We start from the raw sequence: 20,278 nt of genomic DNA, 5'->3' as shown, positions 1-20,278 counted from the left end.
AATATAAATGAGTTGGCTAAATTTTATACGATTATAATTTTAATACATACATAAATCATGAAGAAATTTATAATAATAATAGCGGTATTCAGCATTTTGGCATTTGATGCTAGAGCTCAAGTCTACCAAAAAGGTGATAATTTATTTAGTCCCGGTATTGGCTTAGGCTATTATGGATATGGACTAGTAGGTAATCAAACCTATAGTTTACCAGCTCTTACTGCTAATTATGAAATAGGCGTACACGAATATTTTGGAATTGGACCTTATGTAGGTTATAAGAGCTGGAGATATTCTTATTTGAATAATGATTACGGATTTAATATAATTGCTTTTGGGGGTAGAGGCTCTTTTCATTATAGCACTTTGCTTAAAGAAGAACTGGATGTAGACATTGATGACTCCAAGTGGGATTTATATATTTTAGCCAATTTTGGCTTTGAGGTATTGACTTATACAGGAGATACCAATAGTGAAGGAGAAGTTGATTTTGTATTCTTAAGACCAGCACTAGGAGTTCGTTATTACTTTAGCGATAACTTCGCCATGTTTGGTGAGGGAGGAAGAGGAGCCTTAAGCTATTTGACCCTAGGCATTACCTTGAAAATGTAATTGAACATGAAAACGAGACCTAAGCAAAACGGGTGTTTGTTTAGGTGTTGTTTTTTCATTTTAAGCCGGAAAGCCGCCTCCATTGGAGGCGGTTTTTTTGAGGCTGATGCCTTTATTTTGCTAGTCTGACTATATCACATCAGTTAGGTCAGACGATAGTCAGACCGGTTTCATTATGATCTTAGAAAGGTGCCTGACAAATTTTAATTTAAAGCTCGCTAAAAACAACCGAATTTTCTCTCTGCTCTATTACAGTGTTTTCATCGGGTAAAACAACAAATGAACTTGATTCAAAGCTTGTTTTAGAAATTTCATTTAAAGTAGTTGAATCAATAGTTAATACTTCATTTGCTCCTTCAATTATAATTATTCCATTAATAGAATAAGCTAACTCAGGCATATCTAATTTGTAAGAAGTGGTTTTTTGGTTTCTCACTATTTCTACAGCATCTTCATAAAAAAATACTATATCTTGATTGACCCAAGAAGAATTTATAGCTAAATCTTTTCTGTCTTCTCTTTTGATTAATTCAGCAGATTTTAAATCATAATAGGCCATTCCTTCTTTGTCATAGTCCACTAGATAATTTTCATCATATTGAAAATTTACTAATTCTTGATTCCTATCTGTTTTAATTTTCTCCACTCGTTTTGATATTTTTCCAGTCTGAATATCTAACCAATAAAGTTCATATTGACTTTTAAGACCAGTCCCCTTATATTTTAAAATCAGATTATCATTTACCAGATTCATTTGAGACAATTCAGTATTAATTCCAACTACTTTTTCTGATGTCCAAACTATATCACCTGTCATTAGGTCTATTTTTTGGATATGTTTATCATTGCCATACATCCAAGGTTCACCTTGCACTAAGCCGACTGAATAGTAAGCAAATCCGTCAGCTATTACAGGCGGTATATAGGCTGCTACTGTAGAAAGGCTAGTCTCTTGCCCAGAAGCGTAAGCGGCAGATGCACCATCAAATAACTTACTGAATTTCAGCACCCTTTCTTGATCAACATTCATCCCCAAGCTTTCACCCGTATTTAAGTCGAATATTTCCATTCCATAATAATCTAATAACAATCGGTTATCTACAACAAAGCTTCGGTTTGGTTTGTAATTACTGCTATATTCTGTTTCCCAAAGAAGTTCTCCAGTGCTGGCAGCTACATTAAAGATTACTTTTTTAGCAAAAGCTTTATTGAAGTCTGTTGCATAAGCATTGGCAAGAACAATTGAGTTTTGTTTGGGGATGTAAATAGCTTCGGCAATTCCTGAAGGAAAATCTACTTGATTCCATTTTATAATTCCTGTTACTACATCAAAAAATAAAACGCCTTCTCTAGCGACTATAAGCATAGCATTCAATTCTCCTATAGGATGAATACATGTTTTTAAGGTTGAATTATTCAATACTACACTGCCTTCCCGTTTACCTCTCATTCGTAAATTTTGAACTTCAGCATCATTACCAGTTCTTATTTTTTTATCTTCTGGCCCTACCACCAACATTACTGATTTCACAAATTCCTCAGCATATGAAACCCCAAGCGTAATGGTATCTAACTTATAGATTTGCTTACCACTCGTTAAATCATAACCTTTAATAAGAGTGGTGTCAGAGCTATATTCAAATGAAACAGCTCTGTTTAATGCACCAAATATTAACATGCTTGTTCCGCCTGTTTTATTTTTTGCTGCCTCTTTTAAAGGATTAATTAATTCAGTTTCTAATACTTTTTCTTTTGTTTTATTATTTAGGATAGTATAACTATTTCCACCTTTCACTAAAGAATATCTCCCGTCTTCGCTTAATGTCAATTTTTCAACTGAATGTGAAATTTCAACTTCTTGAGAATAGGTGAAATGGATTTGAATTAAAAAAAGTGTAGAAAGTGCTAAAAGTCTTGATATACGCATGATAATAAGTTTTTTGGTAAATATATCATTTAAAAATGATTAAATGTGATAATTATCATTTTTATTTACGTTTGAAGTTAAATTAACTTTATTTTTGGTTCATCAGATCCTCCTTTTATCAAATTTCATTTTCACTTCCTATCAGAATAGAGTACTTTAAGCCTACCGTTTTAAAATAGCATTCCAATGAAGAAAATATCTTTAAGTTTTATTTTAGTAATATTCCATACGCTTAGTCTAATCTCTCAAGATATAGGGGAGATAAGTGTTCAAAAAATTATGCGTGACCCAGCATGGATTGGACATTCACCTGATAATTTTTATTGGGGCGAAAATAGTGATCAGTTATTTTTCAACTGGAATCCTGATAACAATCCTGAAGATTCACTTTATGCCTATGATTTTGATAAGGATGAAATTATCCCAATAAGTCATGAGCAGGAAATGAGTTATCCTGATAGAAATGGTGTTTATAATAAAGCAAAAACAGAAAAGCTGTTTATAAGAAATGGAAATCTATATCTATCCGAAATCAAAACTGGAAATATCGAGCCTTTGATTGAGAGCTCACAAAGAATTTCCAATACCGGCTTTTTATCAAATGAGGAGAAGATATTTTATGTAGTAGATAACAATATATTTAGCTGGGATAGAAAAACTGGAAAAACCCGTCAATTGATTGAGTTTAGCAAAGAGGCAGAACCCAAAGAGAAATCAGCTAAAAAATCGGATAAAGAGAATTGGTTAAATAATCAACAGCTTGAATTAATCAGTGTACTAAAAGAAAAGAAAGAGAAAGAAGAAAAATCTGATGAATATAAAGAGAGCATTAATTCAAAAGGAATTCCTACTGTTTATCTAGATGGTAAAAGATTAATTGAATCCAGTATCAGTCCTGATGGAAATTATGTTATTTACCGATTATATATTTCTCCAAATGGGGATGATAATACCATTGTCCCTGATTATGTGACTGAATCTGGCTATACAAAAGATTTGAATGCTCGCTCAAAAGTTGGTGGAGAGCAAGCTCATATGGAGTTGGGAGTTTTTAATCTCAAAACTAGAGAAAATAAAATGGTAAGCATTGATGAAGTAGAAGGACTGAATCAAATCCCGGAATTTTGGAGTGATTATCCTGAAAGAGAAGAAGAAGATTTTGAGAGCAGAAAAATGATTTTCCAATCTCCTTTATTTTCTGAAGATGGAAAATATACAATTATTGATGCCAGGGCTACTGATAATAAAGATAGATGGTTGTTTTTGCTCGACCCTGAAACTGCCAAATTAGATTTAATTGACAGACAAAGAGATGAAGCTTGGATTGCAGGTCCGGGAGTTGGCTATGCTTGGGGCGGTTCTACAAAAGGCTTTTTAGCTGATAATAAAACCCTTTATTTCCAATCTGAAGAAAGTGGTTACAGTCATCTGTATTCAGTGGATTTGAGTAAAACCAAAAAGAAGAAAAAGCAATTAACTAAAGGGGATTTTGAGATTTATGATGTGAATTTATCTAATGATAAAAGTCATTTTTATTTCTTAGCCAATCCTGAAAGTCCGGGTATTCGAAATTTATTTAAAATGCCAGTTGATGGTGGAGAAATGGAGCAATTAACTGCTGATAAAGGCGGAATGGAATATGCTTTATCTCCAGACGAAAGTAAAATAGCTCTCAGAAAAAGTACCGCTACTCAGCCCTGGGAATTATATGTAATGAATAATCAAGCTAATTCGGAAGCCAAAAGAATAACGAACTCCATTTCTGATGAATTTCAGTCCTATGAATGGAGAACTCCTGAATACATCACCTTTGAAGCAGAAGATGGAGCAGAAGTTCATGCGCGTCTTTATCAGCCAGAAGGCGGAAGCAATGGTAAACCAGCTGTGATTTTTGTACATGGTGCGGGTTATTTACAAAATGCCCATCAATGGTGGAGTTCTTATTTCAGGGAATATATGTTCCATAATTTATTAGCGGATAATGGCTATACTGTTTTGGATATTGATTACAGAGGAAGTGCTGGTTATGGCAGAGATTGGAGAACAGGAATTTATCGCCACATGGGCGGCAAAGATTTAAGCGACCAAGTAGATGGAGCTAAGTATCTGGTTAATGAATTGGGTGTAAATAAAGACAATATTGGCATTTATGGTGGGTCCTATGGTGGCTTTATCACTTTAATGGCTTTATTTAATGAAGCAGAAACTTTCAAATCAGGTGCTGCGCTTCGTTCGGTAACAGATTGGGCGCATTATAATCACGGCTATACCAGCAATATTCTCAATACACCAGTGGAAGACCCAATTGCGTATGAAAGAAGTTCACCGATTTATTTTGCTGAAGGCTTAGAAGGAAATTTGTTAATTGCTCATGGAATGGTGGACACCAATGTGCACTTCCAAGATGTAGTCAGATTATCTCAAAGACTAATCGAATTAGGCAAAGAAAATTGGGAAATGGCGGTTTACCCGGTCGAAAGCCACGGATTCGTAGAGCCAAGTAGCTGGACAGATGAGTATCGAAGGATTTTTGAGCTGTTTGAAGATACGTTGAAGGAGTAGTAAGTAATAAGTAAAAGGGCATTTCATGGAATTTGGAATGCCCTTTATAAAGTTAATATCCTGAGTTTATTAACTCACCCAGTTTTCTATTTTAATATTTGAAAAACGTGTGAACTGCTGTTCGTTATTGGTAACTAAAATTAAATCATTTGTTACGGCAGTAGCACCTATAAGAAATCAAAATATGATACTTGCTTAAGTCCTATTCAATTTCATCTAATAAGGGGCCAGAACAATCATCACTTTTTCCTTCCAAGCAATCGGTAACTTTTTGAACTACTTCTTTATCAAAATCACCATTTTTCGGAATGGTGAAATATAAAGGTTTTCCTTCCCAATCGTCATTTGGATTGTGGTCATAAATCATAGCGAGTTTGCAGTGATTACCTTTTGATTCTTCAATTTGATAGAATACGCTTAGCCTTCGACTTAACCGTCCCCCAAATACGGCAGGTTCGCAATTGGCTAGTTTTTCTTCCATGCATTTTGTATCTAAGCATATATCGACACCATCTTTAGATTTTCTGGGGAAGGTAATTTTATGATCTTTTGGGCGCTCCCAGTTCAAGACTTTCTCAATTTCAAATTCCCTTAAAAATGATTTTAAAGTTGCCTTGGTTTTTTTTATCGTACTTCCTTCGCTATCAATGTAAAAAGCAATTAATAGGTTGTCATCAAAAGTGTAGACAATAAGATTATCTCTTTTTACAATATATTGGTAATTGAAATTCTTGACGCTTAATACACCATTAATATTATTTTCATTTTTATTAAATGTCATCAATTGGTATTGAAGATATTCTTTTATGGCTTCATCACCATAAGTAAATGCCATTTTGATTTCCTTACCTTTTTCATTTTTGTAAGCGAATTTCGCTTCAGGATCGTACATGTCAGGACTTAAAATAGTGATTTTGAAATCACCAATTTGAGCAGGCATTAAATCAATTAATGAATTAACTTTTGAAAAATCTATATTTTCTTTTTCCCAGCGGGCAATATTTATTTTGTCAAATGAAAAGGAGTCCTTTATCTTATCTAGATTATCTTTTCTATTATCTTCAGCATTATCGCATTCAAATTCTTCGAATACGGTGAATCGCTTTATTCTGTACACACTCATTATACTGCCTTTGATTTCCTTTCCGAAATCACCATATGCAAGGTGAAGTTTAAAATTTGCCTGTTCTGGCGGAGTTGAAATATGATAAGTTACTATCATTTTGTCTTCTCGAGTAGTCACCTTATCCAAATTATAATCATCATTTTGAATGGTGATGAAGTCTTTGAAAATATCTTTTTCCATAGGTATATTGGATACATTTTCAAATGGTTGTTGAACTGAAAAAAATTCAAATTGCTCCATGGCTTCTATATCCAAAGCTACCAGCAAAGGTTTTAGCTCCTCTAATTCGGCTTCCAGATCACGGTTTTCATCAGCCTCCGTTCTGAGGGTTACTAAAATTTCATTTTGATAATATTTTAAAGTAAGACTTGTTTTATTTCTTCTGGATGTGTTTTTCTCTACATTATATTCATTCCCATTTACGGAATATGTAGAGGATTTGTCACAAACTTCAAAATTTATTCTGGCTTTCAATCCGTGCTCAATTATTACTTCTACTGACTTATTAAGCTGCTGGTTGTAATAATTTACAGAGTTACTTAGGTTTCTAGAAGAAGGTCCTTGGTAGATGGACATACTCTTGAAATGGAAATTTTCTACATCTAAAGGGAATAAGGCTAATACAGGCAAATCATTCAGAATATCACCATGTTGTATCTGCCACTTTACCAATTTTTCCTTATTAAGTAGTTTTTCAATTTCATATTTTAATCCGTATAATTTTGATCCTTCAAGCTTTCCTTCTAAGGTTTCAAAATTTAAACCAAAATAAATATCATGAATGGAGCTTGGTTTGCTAACTCCAGCTTCTTTTAAATTTGACTCACCAGGATATCCCATTAGTACTGGTACTTTTATCTCTTCCCCATTATTATCATATTTATAAGTGGATTTTAATAAATACTCATTGGATTTGTTTTTAATAAATTCTTGACTCAATAGTTTAAAATCCTCTGCTTCCTCTTTTAAAAGACTTTTAAAATCTTCTTCTGCACTTTGTGCATTTATATTTTTTGAGCAAGCAGCTGAAATTGTGATAATTGAAAGGATGAATAAGGTTAGTTTTTTTAACTGTAAAAAGTTGATCATAGCTTCAAATCTTTGATTCCAAATATTTTACATACATTAATAGAACATAAAAAAATGTTTCGGAAATCAAAATTTGAACCTAGAATCTTTAGCTAGTTAATTCTAATCTAGTAATGAAAGACCAATAATATAATAGGACATTAAGGATGGGTCATGATTGGAATCTTTTAATTCTAAAACTCCACAAAATCACAATTGCAATCCCAATAGCATTTCTGAGAAAAACTTCATTAAAAGTATAACCTGCATCAACTAAAACTCCAAAAAATAAAGGGCCTAAAGCAGTACTTAAAACCATGACCGTTACAAATAAACTTCTGACTTTTCCGATGATATCTACTCCAAAGACTTCAACGAAAAGCGCATTTTTCACAGTACTACCAAATCCGTGAGCAAAGCCCATTAAAGCTAATGCTAGAGGGTAAATGATACGAGAGTCACTAATCAAAAGCGTTAGTACTCCAATGACATAAGGAATCAAGACAAAAGGGAATAATTTTTTAGCCGTCAGTTTATCAATGTAGGGTCCAGCTACAAACATACCCAAGGCGCTAGCACCTGCAAAAGCAGCTAAAGAGGAGGAAACCCAGGCAGCGCTCCAGCCTTTTGCAGCCCCCAGTTTAAGTTGAAAGAAGAAAATAGCAGTGTTCGTAAATCCTAAGGTGAAAACAGCAGGGGCAATTATTAAAAATGCCTTATTACTAAGGATTTTCCAGGCACTGACTTTACTTTTCCCCAAATCAATTTTAGACTCAGATTGAACTTGCTCTTTATTCTTTTTACTATAGAGCCAGTAAACCAATGGCATTATAAAAACTAAAACAATGGCTGCATTAAACTGTAATGAACCTCGCCAACCTAACCATCCTATAATAAGTGTAATGACAACAGGCATGGTGGCTTCTCCAAATGGATGACCTGTGGTTGCAATCCCAATAGCTTTGCCTCTATTGGTGTCAAAATATCTCGACATAGTGGAAACTGCTGTATGGCTCATCAATCCTTGTCCAAAAAGCCTTAACATATAAAGCCCAACAAAAACCATGACAATATGCATGGAGAAAGATAAAACCAGAAGGGCGGTCATTAAGCCGATTAAAATCATAGCCATATAACTGCCCAACTTCATTCGGTCAAATAAACTGCCCAAAGTAGGCAAAGTAAAAGCAGAAGCTACTGTGGCTCCGGCATACAAACTACCCATTGTAGTGTTGTTGAGTCCCAACCAACTTTCAATATCAGGTACATAAAGCGAAATCAGGAAAGTCTGCCCAAAACTGGAAAAATAGGCAAAGACAAAGCCCAAACTTAAAATGTATTTATATTCTGTAAATAATGTTTTCCAATTACTCATTTGATAGATTTTTAGAATCAAGAGTATAGAATCTAGACTGCTTTAACTCTATTTCTCGCTTCTTCTGATATTTCTAATAAATAGACAATTGACAAAAACCAATTGACAAAAAGTTCTTTGCACAATTCATCAGCACATCAGCACTTCAGCACATCGAATCATCAACAAATCAGTTAATCAAATCATCAATTCTGGCTAACTTAGAAATCATGCTAACCTGAAAACCTGCTAACTTGCCAACTTACTTCTTCCTCCTTTTATCCTTAGGCCTATTCCCAAAAGCCTTATCCCTGGCCTTTCCGCTCAGATTCTTCTTTTTCTTTTCATGAAATGCGCCTTTAAAGTCAGGATTTTCTAAATGTTTCTGGCGGTCAATTTCCTGCTCCATATCCTTTTTTTCTGAGGGCATGGTTTCCATTAATTCTACCTCTTTAGGAAGCTCTTTAACGGTAATTTTTTGGCTGATTAGCTCCTCAATTTTTTCTATATGATAAATGTCAGAAGGATCGACAAAACTGATGGCTATGCCATGATGCTCGGCTCTGCCTGTTCTTCCAATTCTGTGCACATATTCCTCATATTTATTGGGCACCTCAAAATTGATAACATGACTGATTTCATCTACATCAATTCCTCTGGCACTTACATCTGTGCTGACCAATACTTTAATATTACCTTCTTTAAAGTCTTTAATAGCATTAATCCGAGTGGATTGTGCTTTATTGGCATGGATTACACGAGAATCTTTTGTGATTTTCCGCTCCACAAAATTAAATACATTATTGGCATTGGTTCGGGTTCGTACAAATACCAAGACTTTACTGAATTCTTCTTTGTCAAGTAGGTATTTCAACAAATTGATTTTAGTAAGGAAATTTGGGACATGATATAAAGATTGCTCAATTAATTCAGCAGTCATGTTTTCAGGCGTTACTTCTACTTTTTCGGGGAAGTCTGTAAACTCATAAGCGTATTTTTCAACCTTTTCAGGGAAGGTGGCAGAGAAAAATAGATTTTGCTTTTTCATAGGCAGAAGCTCCAAAACCTTTCGGATTTGAGGCATAAAGCCCATGTCCATCATACGGTCGGCTTCATCTAACACAAAAGTTTTAATCAATTTGGTTTTCAGAACGCCTGCATTGTAAATATCCAATAATCTTCCAGGAGTGGCTACAATAATATCGCATCCTTGGGCAACTTCCTCGGCTTGTTTTTTGGTGCCAATCCCACCGTAAAGGCAAACCGTTCGCAAATCAGTATATTTCCCTAATTCCAAAATATTTTCATAAACCTGCATCGCCAATTCACGAGTAGGGGCTATGATCAATGCTCTTGGATCATGACCTTGAGCATATTTTAGTTTCATTAACATGGGAAGGACAAAAGCAGCAGTTTTCCCGGGCCCGGTTTGCGCTATACCAATTACATCATGCCCATTTAAAATCCTTGGAATAGCTTTAATTTGTATTTCAGAAGGTTTTTGATAACCCAAATCATCAATTGCATTGAATAATTGTTTGTTGAGTTTAAAATCTTGAAAGGATGCGGTATCTTGCGACATGAAGTCTGTTCTTTAGGAAAAAATTAACTGAAATATGAAAACCATTCTGATTGTCAATGCAAATATAGTAAATGAAGGGCGAATTCAGCAGTTAGATGTACTGATGAAAAACGGTCGCTTCGAAAAAATTGCTTCCAGCATCAATGCGGAGGAGGCAGATGAAGTAATTGATGCCAATGGAAAATATCTTTTACCGGGTTTAATTGATGATCAAGTGCATTTTCGGGAACCGGGCTTAACCCACAAAGCCAATATTTTCACTGAATCAAGAGCGGCTGTGGCTGGAGGGATAACTTCCTTTATGGAAATGCCTAATACAGTTCCCAATGCTTTGACTCAGGAATTACTGGAAGACAAATATCAGATTGCGGCTAAAAACTCTATTGCCAACTATTCATTCTTCATGGGGGCCAGCAACGATAATATTGAGGAGGTTTTAAAAACAGATCCAAGAAAAGTTTGCGGGGTAAAGGTTTTTATGGGTAGCTCAACTGGAAATATGTTGGTGGATAATGAGCAAACCCTCAATAATATTTTTTCTAAAGTTCCTATGTTGATTGCCACGCATTGTGAAGATGAAGCTACTATCAGAGCCAATACAGAAAAATTCAAAAAAGAATATGGCGAAGATGTCCCTATTGGCATGCATCCCATTATTCGCTCTGAAGAAGCTTGTTATATATCATCTTCAATGGCAGTAAAATTGGCAAAAGAACATGGATCTAGACTGCATGTACTGCATATTTCCACTGGAAAGGAAACCGAATTATTTGATAATTCCATTCCTTTAGAGCAGAAAAAGATAACTGCAGAAGCCTGTATTCATCATTTATGGTTTTCAGACGCTGATTACAAAGAAAAAGGCACTTTCATTAAATGGAATCCTGCGGTGAAAACCGCTCAGGATAGAGACACGATTTTCCAGGCGTTATTAGATGATAAAATAGATGTGATTGCCACCGATCATGCACCTCACACTTTAGAGGAAAAGCAAAATAAATATTTTTCTGCTCCATCTGGCAGCTTGGCTCAACACAGTCTTTTAGCCTTATTGGATTTTTATAAACAAGGAAAAATCAGTCTGGAGAAAATTGCTCAGAAAGCATCTCACAATGTGGCTATTTTATTCAGAATAGAAGATCGTGGCTATATCCGTGAAGGCTATCATGCAGATTGCGTTTTGGTAGATTTGGATAAGGAATATTCAGTAACTAAAGAAAATATCTTAGCCAAATGCGGTTGGTCTCCTTTTGAAGGACATACTTTCCAGTCATCCATTGAAAGCACTTTCGTGAATGGACAGAAAGTTTATGATAAGGGAAATATAATTGAAGCAGGAGTGGGAGAGAGGATGTTGTTTAAAACCAATGGAATTTAATTTATTTGATTTGAGTTTTATAAATGATAACTTGAAAATATGAAGAATACCAAAACAGAGGATTTAAAACGAGATCTGATAAGCTGGATTAATGCCCAAGAAAATGATGCCATATTGCGTCAAATTGAGGATATAAAAAGATATTCAGATAAGGATTTTTGGGCGGATTTATCTGAAGCCGAAAAAGAGTCTATTAGGTTGGGACGAGAAGATGCTAAAAAAGGAAACTTAATTTCTCAATCGGAAGCAAAAAGGCGCTATGGAAAATGGCTATAAGGTCTTATGGACTGAAAAAGCATTAAGTGAATTAGAAGAGATTTCAAATTATTTAAAAAATAGATGGCCTGAGGTAGTTACTGTTAACTTGAAAGAAGCCATTGACTTCACAATTAATCTCATTGAAGAAAATCCAAGGTTATATCCCAAATCTGAAAAAGAGAATATTCACAAAGCTGTTATCTTAAAATATAATAGTCTTTATTACGAGATAGATGAAGACGAAAAATCTGTTATTATTTTATCTTTCTTCAATAATTATAAAAATCCTGATAAAAGAGAACTTTGATATATCTTATCTAGCAAGATTCCTTAATAAAATACTAAAATAAATCTATCCTGAATATGATTGGTGTACAAAATTTTAGATGTAAGAAAGGAAATATTTCTTAAACCATAAGTTTGTTGTTATGGAACAACAGTTTATCGAATCGTTTTATTCACTTAACAAAATACATAATTGTTAAATCAAAACAACAAAATGAATTTCCAATCAATCGACTATCTCAAAAATGGAAGCCAGCACCAAAAAGAAGCTTATGAAGTGTTGGCTGAAAATAAAGTCATGGAAAAGTTAGCAAATTTCCAGCCTCTTTTGGTTGGAACCATTCCTATTGACATTGCCATTAAAGATAGTGATTTAGATATCGTATGCTCATTCGAAGATAAGCAGGTGTTTAAAGATGATATTCAAAAACATTTTAGCAATTATCCCCAATTTTCTATAATGGAAAAAATATTTCAGGATGAACCTACAGTAATTATCCGTTTTAAGTTGGATACCTTTCCTGTAGAAATATTTGCACAAAACATCCCTTCCAATCAGCAAATTGCATTTCAGCATATGTTGATTGAATATGATGTATTAAACGCTAGAAGTGAAGACTTCAAAAAAGAAATTATAAGCTTGAAGGAATCGGGTATGAAAACAGAACCTGCATTTGCTCAATTGTTAAATTTGAAAGGAGACCCCTATCAGACCCTTTTGGGATATGGAAAGCAACATAAAATCATTTGATATTACTTAAATTTAAGTTATCATTAGATATGAAGAGAATTACAATATTCTGCGGTTCAAGCGCAGGTAAAAACGGAAAATATAGTGAAGAAGCATTTCTTTTAGGTAAAATTTTAGCTCAAAAAAATATTGGTGTTGTTTATGGTGGTGCTAAAATTGGTTTAATGGGGGCAGTTGCGGATGGCGCTCTCAGTGAAAAGGGAGAAGTGATCGGTGTTATTCCCGATTTTTTGCAAACTAAAGAAGTTGCCCATACCGAATTGTCTGAAATGATAGTGGTTAGTTCTATGCATGAACGAAAACTAAAAATGCATGATTTGGCAGATGGTTTTATAGCACTGCCAGGAGGATTTGGCACCATGGAAGAACTATTTGAAATCCTGACTTGGGGACAGCTGGGTTTGCATAAAAAACCAGTAGGTTTATTGAATATGGAAAATTTTTATCAACCACTTTTAGATATGCTTTCTCAAATGACAGCACAAGACTTTTTGAAGGATATTAATAGAGAAATGCTACTGAGCGATCATGATATTAATAATCTATTAACTAAAATGGAGCAATATCAGGCTCCTGAAACACCAAAATGGATACTGGAATCGGAAACTTGATTTCAGTATTTTATTATTTCATTTCAGTATTTAAAGAACTTTCAAAAATTCCACAATTCAAGGCAACAATATACCTCTCCTTCGTTGCCTTGGGTGTAAAATTATATCTAAACAAAACCATAAAATGATGAAGAGAAGAATTTTTGCAACCGCTATAATGTCATTGTTTGCAGTAGTAGTATTTGCACAACAGCAAATGCCAATGCAGCAACAAGAAGTTTCAACTGACTACACTGATAAGGAAATAGAAACATTTGTTGAAGCAAATTTAGATGTGACAAAAGTGCAGCAAGAGGCTGAAAAGAAAGCGATGGGTATCATTGAAGATAATGATTTAGAATTGGAAAGATTTAATGAGATTGTAGCTATTCAGCAAGGTCAGTCTGATGAGGAGGCCAGCCCTGAAGAAATGGAGGCCTTTAATGCCGCTGCTCAGGATATTATGGCCAATAACCAGGAAACTCAGTCGAAAATGATTGCCGCATTGGATGAGCACGATATTAGCCAAGAGAAGTATCAACAAATTATGATGGCTTATCAACAAGATGAGGAATTCAGAAAAAAAGTTGATACTGTTGTTCAAGCTAAATCAAAAGGTTAATAGTAGATTGTTTTTTCATAAAAAAGACCATTCATTTTCAAAATGAGTGGTCTTTTTTTTTATGATTTTGAGTGCAGTATTTTAAGTTATTTAGCTAACGCTTTTACAATTCTATCCTCTTGAATAACAACATCTTTCATTAATAAATTAAAAGGAAATTCTTTATGTTTTTTTGAATCTTTAATTCTTTACCATCAATCACTACATAAATATATCCTTACTTAGGAAATGAATAGATTTAAAAAACACAGCCAATTTGAACGGAAGGTATCACTAATACATAATAATCGTCCTTCTTGGAAGCTATTGGATCTAGATCAATTAAATCAGTGCTACATTTAAAAGAAGTGAAAAGTCGCATTTTACTAGATATTGAATACTCATATCCAAATTCTCCATCAATTGCTAATGCGTATGTACTGTACTGAGCTCCTATTGTTTCTCTTTGATTTTTTTTATTGTTTTCTGTGTTTTGAAGGTACATATAGGCGTCAAATAAGATTTTATTAGTCAATCCAACTGAATAATACAATCCGTTATTGTTAAAATGACGCTTTATTTTTAATGGGAGTGTTAGTAATAGGAAATTTTTCACTCCTGATAAATTAATAAAAGTGCCGTCAGGATTGACCAAAACGTAATTGTTCTCATTTTCAAACCGATAATCTAAATAGCCAATACCTACTTCAAAGGACCAATTTTTATTTAAGTTCTTCATTAAATAAAGTGAAATTGAAGGACGAAAAGATGCATCAGTATAATCAAAGATGTCGATATTAGAAATAATTTTTGGCTTTGATAAACCAATCTCTATACCAAAATCGATTTCATCTGCTTGAGCTAGTGAAGAGAAGCTTATCAATATACTGACAATAAAGAGTAGTAGTGATTTCATAAAATAGAAATAGTAAGAATTATATTCTGCTTTAAGTTGTCAAAGTTATTTAAATATGTGACACTATCCCATTTAAATAAATGACACTATCCCACAAAGTGTGTAAACAAAAATTTTGAAGATAGTGTTAAAATTCATTTAGTCTGACCCTATCTTCAAATATATCAATACACTGATTTTTTACAAGTGTAATTTCAGGGAGTATTTGAATATTCTTGATCGGTTACTGTTTTAAACTGCACCATAAGTAAAACACTTATACTGGAACTTGTTGAAACAAAAAAGCCCCTCAGATTTCTCTGAGAGGCTTTCAATAAAATTTATGATTTACTGATTTTTATTTAGAATCTTTTTTATCATCATCATTTACTTCTTCATATTCCACATCATCTACACCATCACTGCTTTCGCCTTGTGGTTCCTGACCAGCGTCTCCGCCTGGCTGTCCTTCAGCACCACCGGCTGTTTGCTGCGCTTGGTAGATTTCCTGTGAAGCTGCTTGCCATGCATTGTTCAAGCCTTCCATTGAGCTATCAATTGCTTCAACATCTTGGCTGCTATGTGCTTCTTTCAATTTAGCTAAAGCATCGTTAATGGCAGTTTTGTTGCCTTCAGATAACTTGTCACCAAATTCTTTCATTTGCTTCTCAGTTTGGAATATTAAAGAGTCAGCTTGATTGATTTTATCAATCTTCTCTTTCTCTTTCTTATCAGTTTCAGCATTAGCTTCTGCCTCTTTTCTCATTTTTTCGATTTCCTCTTCTGATAATCCTGAAGAAGCCTCGATTCTAATTTTTTGCTCTTTTCCTGTTCCTTTATCCTTGGCTGATACATTCAAAATACCATTGGCATCAATATCGAATGTTACCTCAATTTGAGGAACTCCTCTTGGCGCTGGTGGAATACCATCCAAGTGGAATCTACCGATGGAACGGTTATCTTTTGCCATTGATCTTTCACCTTGCAATACGTGGATTTCCACTGAAGGCTGATTATCAGAGGCCGTACTGAATGTTTCTGACTTCTTAGAAGGAATCGTAGTATTCGATTCAATCAATTTAGTCATTACACCACCCATGGTTTCAATACCTAATGATAATGGTGTTACATCCAATAAAAGAACGTCTTTTACTTCACCAGTTAATACACCACCTTGAATCGCAGCACCAATTGCCACAACCTCATCAGGGTTAACTCCTTTAGAAGGTTTCTTACCAAAGAATTTCTCCACTTCTTCTTGAATTCTTGGGATACGTGTTGAACCACCTACCAAGATTACTTCATCAATTTCAGAAGGAGATAAACCAGCATCTTCTAAAGCTTTCTTAACCGGAGCCATTGATCTTTTCACTAAGTCGTCAGATAATTGCTCGAATTTTGAACGGCTTAATTTTCTTACCAAGTGCTTCGGCACGCCATCAACTGGCATGATATAAGGCAAGTTCACTTCTGTTTCAGTAGAACTTGACAACTCAATTTTAGCTTTCTCAGCAGCCTCTTTCAATCTTTGCAATGCCATTGGGTCTTGTTTCAAGTCAATGCCTTGCTCTTCTTTGAATTCGTTTGCTAACCAGTTGATGATTACTTGATCGAAGTCATCACCACCTAAGTGAACATCACCATTGGTAGATTTTACTTCGAATACGCCATCACCTAATTCTAGTATAGAGATATCAAAGGTACCACCACCTAAATCGTAAACGGCAATATTTTGATCTTTATCTCTTTTGTCTAATCCATAAGCCAAAGCAGCAGCTGTAGGCTCATTGATAATTCTTTTTACTTCTAAACCTGCAATTTGTCCAGCTTCTTTGGTTGCCTGACGCTCTGCATCATTAAAGTAAGCAGGAACTGTAATAACAGCTTCTGTTACTTCTTGTCCTAAGTAATCTTCTGCAGTTGACTTCATTTTCTGAAGGATCATTGCAGATAATTCTTGAGGAGTATAATTTCTATCTCCTACTTTAACTCTAACTGTATCGTTATTTCCAGATTCAACTTTGTAAGAAGCAATTTTTTTCTCTTCTGAAACCTCAGAAAACTTCTTACCCATAAATCTTTTAACTGATGCAATTGTATTGGCAGGGTTGGTAATAGCTTGACGTTTTGCAGGATCACCTACTTTTCGTTCGCCTTTCCCTTCATCCAAAAACGCTACAATTGAAGGAGTAGTTCTTCTACCCTCACTGTTGGGGATGACAACGGGCTCATTACCCTCCATTACCGCCACACAGGAGTTGGTAGTACCTAAGTCAATTCCAATAATTTTTCCCATGATCTATTTTATTTTTCTAATTCTAAATTCATTTTTCACATTAAGTAACAATGGATGTGCCAATAGGAGATGCATTCATTTTATCTGACATTATGACATTTGTAAATTGGTTTCATGGGAATTCGGCAGCTTTTGTATCCATTTGATTTTGAAAAACCTTTATTTTGTCATTGATCAAAAAAAATAGTTGCGATTAATGACAAATAAGGATACCTCACAGAATTTAACAAATCTTAATTAAGTACTTAAGTAACCTATTCTTTATTTTCCCCGTCACAGTAAGTACCTTGAAAACACCAGATAGAAATCCAGAATTTACTTTTTATGCCTCTATAGCATTGAAAATGATTGTATTTATAGCAGGTATAACTATTTTATGGATAGGTAAGCCTGTCATCTTTCCTTTAGCAGCTGGTCTCTTACTTTCATTTATTCTTTTACCGGTAGTTAATTTTTTGGAGCGTAAATCCTTCCCGAAGTTTTTAGCTATTTTGGTTACCATACTTACTTTAATTAGTATAGTTGGTACAGTAATCTTTTTGTATTCTAATCAGATTATTAAGATTATTGATCAGTTAGGATCCTTCCAGAATCAATTAATTGATACGGTTAACAAAATAGTGGAAGCTATCAATAAGAACCTCGATCTTAAAGAAAATCTGAAAACTCCCGAGGTAATGAACAAAGCCAAGGAGGTTGTAGATAATAATAAATTTCTCCCCCAGGTAATTAGTAGTATATTAAAATCATTGGGAAATATTCTATTGTTTCTCGTTTTCACCATTCTATTTCTAAACTATAGAAAAGGGCTACTTAAGGCTGTTAAAAAATTTGGAAGAAATGAAGAAACAAGAAACAATATTGGAAATGCCATAGTAGAAGCTTCTAAGGTTGGAAGAAATTATGTATTAGGGAATTTACTCTTAATTATTATCCTAACAACAATAAATACTACAGGATTATTAATAATTGGGATTGAATATCCCTTGTTTTTTGGTTTTTTGCCTGCTTTATTTTGTATAATTCCATATATAGGCTCATTAATGGGAGCCAGCATCGTATTGCTTTTCACGATTTTCAATTATGATTCCTTAGTGTACCCAGTGAGTGTGATAGGATTGTTTTGGCTGAGTCAACTACTGGAAAGTAATGTGCTTAATCCTAAAATAATAGGGGAGAATTTAAAGCTAAGTGTATTATTTGTAATTATTACCCTAATGATTGGTCAATTGATTTGGGGAATTGCAGGGCTGATTCTTTCAGTGCCTATGATGGCTATTTTTAAAGTTTTTTGCAATTATTTCGAACCTTTGAAACCTATTTCATCATTAATAGGAACAGAAATACATATGGCTCCAGGAGAAACACATGCAGATTTATTTACAAATATTAAAAGATTCTTCAATAAATCAGATAAGAAAGATTAGCCCATAATTATTCTAAATTCCATGATTATAAAGGAGAATTAATCATCATAATATCCATATTTTTGTAAAGTGGAAATTCAACAATCACATTATGAATTTAAAAGTGCTCCAATAGAACATCAAATTGTTTTAATGGCTGAGAATATCCGAACTCCTGAAAATATGGGGATGATAATGCGTTTATCTGAGGCCTTTGGAGTAGAGAAGATATATTTCGTTGGTGAGCACGCCATTGATTTAACCACTAAAGTAAAAAGGGCTTCAAGGAATACTTATAAAACCACGAATTACGAATTTTTGCCTGAAGGGGAAGATAAAATTAAAAAGCTTACCGATTCAGGGTATCAATCAATTGCTCTGGAAATTACTTACAAGAGTAAACCTATTCAGAATTTTAAAGCAGATCAATATAAAAAGACGGTTGTAATAGTAGGCTCTGAAAGACAAGGCATTTCTGAAAAACTACTCCAACTTTGTGAAAATCACTATCATATTCCCATGTTTGGAAATAATTCTTCTATTAATGTAGTGAATGCTTTAGCAATTGGTTTATATAAAGTTACTGAAAAAATAAATAAGGCTTAGTTGTTTTCTACCTTCCAAATCAACTCTTCAATTATTTTTTCAATGCTCATACCTTCTGCATCAGCTTTAAAGTTTTTCACCAAGCGATGTCTAAGAACTGGAACGGCAACAGCTTTTACATCTTCTATATCGGGAGAATATTTTCCGCTAAGTAAAGCATTACATTTTGCACCCTTAATCAAAAACTGAGAGGCTCTCGGGCCAGCTCCCCATTCCAAATATTCATTGGTAATGTTGAAAGCCTTTTCAGTATTAGGTCTTGTGCTATGAACCAACTTTACAGCAAATTCAATTACATTATCAGTTACAGGGACTTTATTTACTAGTTTCTGGAAATAAAGTATTTCTTCAGATGACATTACTGCATTGACCCCTTCAAGCTCTTGTCCAGAAGATTTCACAATATCTAACTCATCTTCATACGAAGGATAGTCTAACGTAATATTGAACATAAATCTATCTAGTTGAGCTTCTGGCAAAGGATAAGTTCCTTCTTGCTCAATCGGGTTTTGAGTAGCTAGTACAAAAAATGGGTCTGGTAATGCATAAGTTTCACCTGCCACCGTCACATTTTTTTCCTGCATAGATTCCAGTAATGCAGCTTGTGTTTTAGGTGGAGTCCTATTGATTTCATCTGCCAGAATGATATTATTAAAAATTGGGCCTTTAATAAATTTGAAATTACGGTCTTTATCTAATGTTTCAGCCCCAATTATATCTGAGGGCATTAAATCGGGCGTAAACTGAATACGATTAAACTTTAAATTCATAGCAGAAGCTACTGTATTGATCAATAAAGTTTTTGCTAAGCCTGGAACGCCCACTAAAAGGCTATGTGAATGACAGAAAAATGAACTTATTACTAGCCTAATCACTTCATCTTGGCCAACAATAACTTTGGAAATTTCTTTTTTTAAGCTTTCAAATTTTTCATGTAAAGCATTTGCAGCTTCCACTTCATTTTCAAATTTCTCCATATTG

General features: G+C 34.2%; 17 protein-coding genes. 10 read left to right on the top strand and 7 right to left on the bottom strand.

Translation table 11 applies throughout. The features are described from left to right. Window positions 1-57 precede the first annotated feature (57 nt). Window positions 58-612, top strand: coding sequence for a hypothetical protein (locus ABWH96_RS19940; protein WP_375579247.1), 555 nt, complete (start codon window positions 58-60; stop codon window positions 610-612). 208 nt (window positions 613-820) lie between these two features. On the opposite strand, the gene ABWH96_RS19935 is transcribed toward ABWH96_RS19940, so the two are convergent. Beyond that, window positions 821-2,539, bottom strand: coding sequence for a hypothetical protein (locus ABWH96_RS19935; RefSeq protein WP_375579246.1), 1,719 nt, complete (start codon window positions 2,537-2,539; stop codon window positions 821-823). Between the two features lie 186 nt (window positions 2,540-2,725). Between ABWH96_RS19935 and ABWH96_RS19930 the strand changes: the two genes are divergently transcribed. Then, window positions 2,726-5,101, top strand: a complete 2,376-nt coding sequence (locus ABWH96_RS19930) for a prolyl oligopeptidase family serine peptidase (protein WP_375579245.1) — start codon at window positions 2,726-2,728, stop codon at window positions 5,099-5,101. A gap of 202 nt (window positions 5,102-5,303) precedes the next feature. Here ABWH96_RS19930 and ABWH96_RS19925 read toward each other — a convergent pair whose 3' ends face one another. From ABWH96_RS19925 to ABWH96_RS19915, 3 genes are all read right to left on the bottom strand, one after another. Next, entirely contained in the window at window positions 5,304-7,316 is a 2,013-nt protein-coding gene (locus ABWH96_RS19925) for a hypothetical protein (RefSeq protein WP_375579244.1), read from the bottom strand. 151 nt (window positions 7,317-7,467) lie between these two features. Continuing rightward, window positions 7,468-8,670: an MFS transporter gene (locus ABWH96_RS19920; RefSeq protein WP_375579243.1), complete on the bottom strand. Its 1,203-nt coding sequence runs from the start codon at window positions 8,668-8,670 to the stop codon at window positions 7,468-7,470. Between the two features lie 241 nt (window positions 8,671-8,911). After that, window positions 8,912-10,231, bottom strand: a complete 1,320-nt coding sequence (locus tag ABWH96_RS19915; protein WP_375579242.1) for a DEAD/DEAH box helicase — start codon at window positions 10,229-10,231, stop codon at window positions 8,912-8,914. A gap of 34 nt (window positions 10,232-10,265) precedes the next feature. Here ABWH96_RS19915 and ABWH96_RS19910 point away from each other — a divergent pair, with 34 nt between their 5' ends. From ABWH96_RS19910 to ABWH96_RS19885, 6 genes are all read left to right on the top strand, one after another. Continuing rightward, window positions 10,266-11,609 (top strand): dihydroorotase, encoded by a 1,344-nt coding sequence (locus ABWH96_RS19910; RefSeq protein ID WP_375579241.1) that lies wholly within the window; start codon window positions 10,266-10,268, stop codon window positions 11,607-11,609. Between the two features lie 39 nt (window positions 11,610-11,648). After that, a complete protein-coding gene (locus ABWH96_RS19905; RefSeq protein ID WP_375579240.1) occupies window positions 11,649-11,885 on the top strand; it encodes a hypothetical protein in 237 nt (78 codons plus the stop codon). After that, window positions 11,869-12,174, top strand: coding sequence for a type II toxin-antitoxin system RelE/ParE family toxin (locus ABWH96_RS19900; RefSeq protein WP_375579239.1), 306 nt, complete (start codon window positions 11,869-11,871; stop codon window positions 12,172-12,174). The genes ABWH96_RS19905 and ABWH96_RS19900 overlap by 17 nt, the downstream gene beginning before the upstream one ends. 192 nt (window positions 12,175-12,366) lie before the next feature. Then, window positions 12,367-12,903, top strand: coding sequence for a DUF4269 domain-containing protein (locus tag ABWH96_RS19895; protein ID WP_375579238.1), 537 nt, complete (start codon window positions 12,367-12,369; stop codon window positions 12,901-12,903). A 29-nt stretch (window positions 12,904-12,932) separates the two neighbouring features. Then, on the top strand, window positions 12,933-13,514 hold the full coding sequence (locus tag ABWH96_RS19890; protein ID WP_375579237.1) for a TIGR00730 family Rossman fold protein: 582 nt from the start codon (window positions 12,933-12,935) through the stop codon (window positions 13,512-13,514). Window positions 13,515-13,638: 124 nt separating this feature from the next. Further along, window positions 13,639-14,115, top strand: coding sequence for a DUF4168 domain-containing protein (locus tag ABWH96_RS19885; RefSeq protein WP_375579236.1), 477 nt, complete (start codon window positions 13,639-13,641; stop codon window positions 14,113-14,115). Between the two features lie 238 nt (window positions 14,116-14,353). Here the strand turns inward: ABWH96_RS19885 and ABWH96_RS19880 are convergent, their stop codons facing one another. Both ABWH96_RS19880 and dnaK read right to left on the bottom strand, forming a co-directional pair. Continuing rightward, window positions 14,354-15,010, bottom strand: a complete 657-nt coding sequence (locus ABWH96_RS19880; RefSeq protein WP_375579235.1) for an outer membrane beta-barrel protein — start codon at window positions 15,008-15,010, stop codon at window positions 14,354-14,356. A gap of 337 nt (window positions 15,011-15,347) precedes the next feature. Beyond that, window positions 15,348-17,285, bottom strand: a complete 1,938-nt coding sequence (gene dnaK, locus ABWH96_RS19875; RefSeq protein ID WP_375579234.1) for a molecular chaperone DnaK — start codon at window positions 17,283-17,285, stop codon at window positions 15,348-15,350. Window positions 17,286-17,572: 287 nt separating this feature from the next. On the opposite strand from dnaK, the gene ABWH96_RS19870 reads away from it, so the two are divergent. After that, on the top strand, window positions 17,573-18,712 hold the full coding sequence (locus ABWH96_RS19870; protein WP_375579233.1) for an AI-2E family transporter: 1,140 nt from the start codon (window positions 17,573-17,575) through the stop codon (window positions 18,710-18,712). A 69-nt stretch (window positions 18,713-18,781) separates the two neighbouring features. Continuing rightward, window positions 18,782-19,297, top strand: a complete 516-nt coding sequence (locus tag ABWH96_RS19865; RefSeq protein WP_375579232.1) for a TrmH family RNA methyltransferase — start codon at window positions 18,782-18,784, stop codon at window positions 19,295-19,297. Here ABWH96_RS19865 and ABWH96_RS19860 read toward each other — a convergent pair. Beyond that, window positions 19,294-20,274, bottom strand: a complete 981-nt coding sequence (locus ABWH96_RS19860) for an AAA family ATPase (RefSeq protein ID WP_375579231.1) — start codon at window positions 20,272-20,274, stop codon at window positions 19,294-19,296. The genes ABWH96_RS19865 and ABWH96_RS19860 overlap by 4 nt on opposite strands. Window positions 20,275-20,278 lie beyond the last annotated feature (4 nt).

The organism is Marivirga tractuosa (genome assembly GCF_042140215.1).
Taxonomy (GTDB): Bacteria; Bacteroidota; Bacteroidia; order Cytophagales; family Cyclobacteriaceae; genus Marivirga; species Marivirga tractuosa_A.
The sequence above is the reverse complement of the archived record's forward strand: the minus strand, read 5'-3'. Positions and strand labels throughout refer to the sequence as shown.

Excerpts from the sequence above, each read along its gene's own strand:
- ABWH96_RS19910 (WP_375579241.1), top strand. The coding sequence starts at position 10,266 with ATGAAAACCATTCTGATTGTCAATGCAAATATAGTAAATGAAGGGCGA.
- ABWH96_RS19895 (WP_375579238.1), top strand. The coding sequence starts at position 12,367 with ATGAATTTCCAATCAATCGACTATCTCAAAAATGGAAGCCAGCACCAA.
- ABWH96_RS19935 (WP_375579246.1), bottom strand. The coding sequence starts at position 2,539 with ATGCGTATATCAAGACTTTTAGCACTTTCTACACTTTTTTTAATTCAA.
- ABWH96_RS19915 (WP_375579242.1), bottom strand. The coding sequence starts at position 10,231 with ATGTCGCAAGATACCGCATCCTTTCAAGATTTTAAACTCAACAAACAA.
- ABWH96_RS19885 (WP_375579236.1), top strand. The coding sequence starts at position 13,639 with ATGATGAAGAGAAGAATTTTTGCAACCGCTATAATGTCATTGTTTGCA.
- ABWH96_RS19925 (WP_375579244.1), bottom strand. The coding sequence starts at position 7,316 with ATGATCAACTTTTTACAGTTAAAAAAACTAACCTTATTCATCCTTTCA.
- ABWH96_RS19920 (WP_375579243.1), bottom strand. The coding sequence starts at position 8,670 with ATGAGTAATTGGAAAACATTATTTACAGAATATAAATACATTTTAAGT.
- dnaK (WP_375579234.1), bottom strand. The coding sequence starts at position 17,285 with ATGGGAAAAATTATTGGAATTGACTTAGGTACTACCAACTCCTGTGTG.
- ABWH96_RS19880 (WP_375579235.1), bottom strand. The coding sequence starts at position 15,010 with ATGAAATCACTACTACTCTTTATTGTCAGTATATTGATAAGCTTCTCT.
- ABWH96_RS19890 (WP_375579237.1), top strand. The coding sequence starts at position 12,933 with ATGAAGAGAATTACAATATTCTGCGGTTCAAGCGCAGGTAAAAACGGA.
- ABWH96_RS19940 (WP_375579247.1), top strand. The coding sequence starts at position 58 with ATGAAGAAATTTATAATAATAATAGCGGTATTCAGCATTTTGGCATTT.
- ABWH96_RS19930 (WP_375579245.1), top strand. The coding sequence starts at position 2,726 with ATGAAGAAAATATCTTTAAGTTTTATTTTAGTAATATTCCATACGCTT.
- ABWH96_RS19860 (WP_375579231.1), bottom strand. The coding sequence starts at position 20,274 with ATGGAGAAATTTGAAAATGAAGTGGAAGCTGCAAATGCTTTACATGAA.
- ABWH96_RS19905 (WP_375579240.1), top strand. The coding sequence starts at position 11,649 with ATGAAGAATACCAAAACAGAGGATTTAAAACGAGATCTGATAAGCTGG.
- ABWH96_RS19900 (WP_375579239.1), top strand. The coding sequence starts at position 11,869 with ATGGAAAATGGCTATAAGGTCTTATGGACTGAAAAAGCATTAAGTGAA.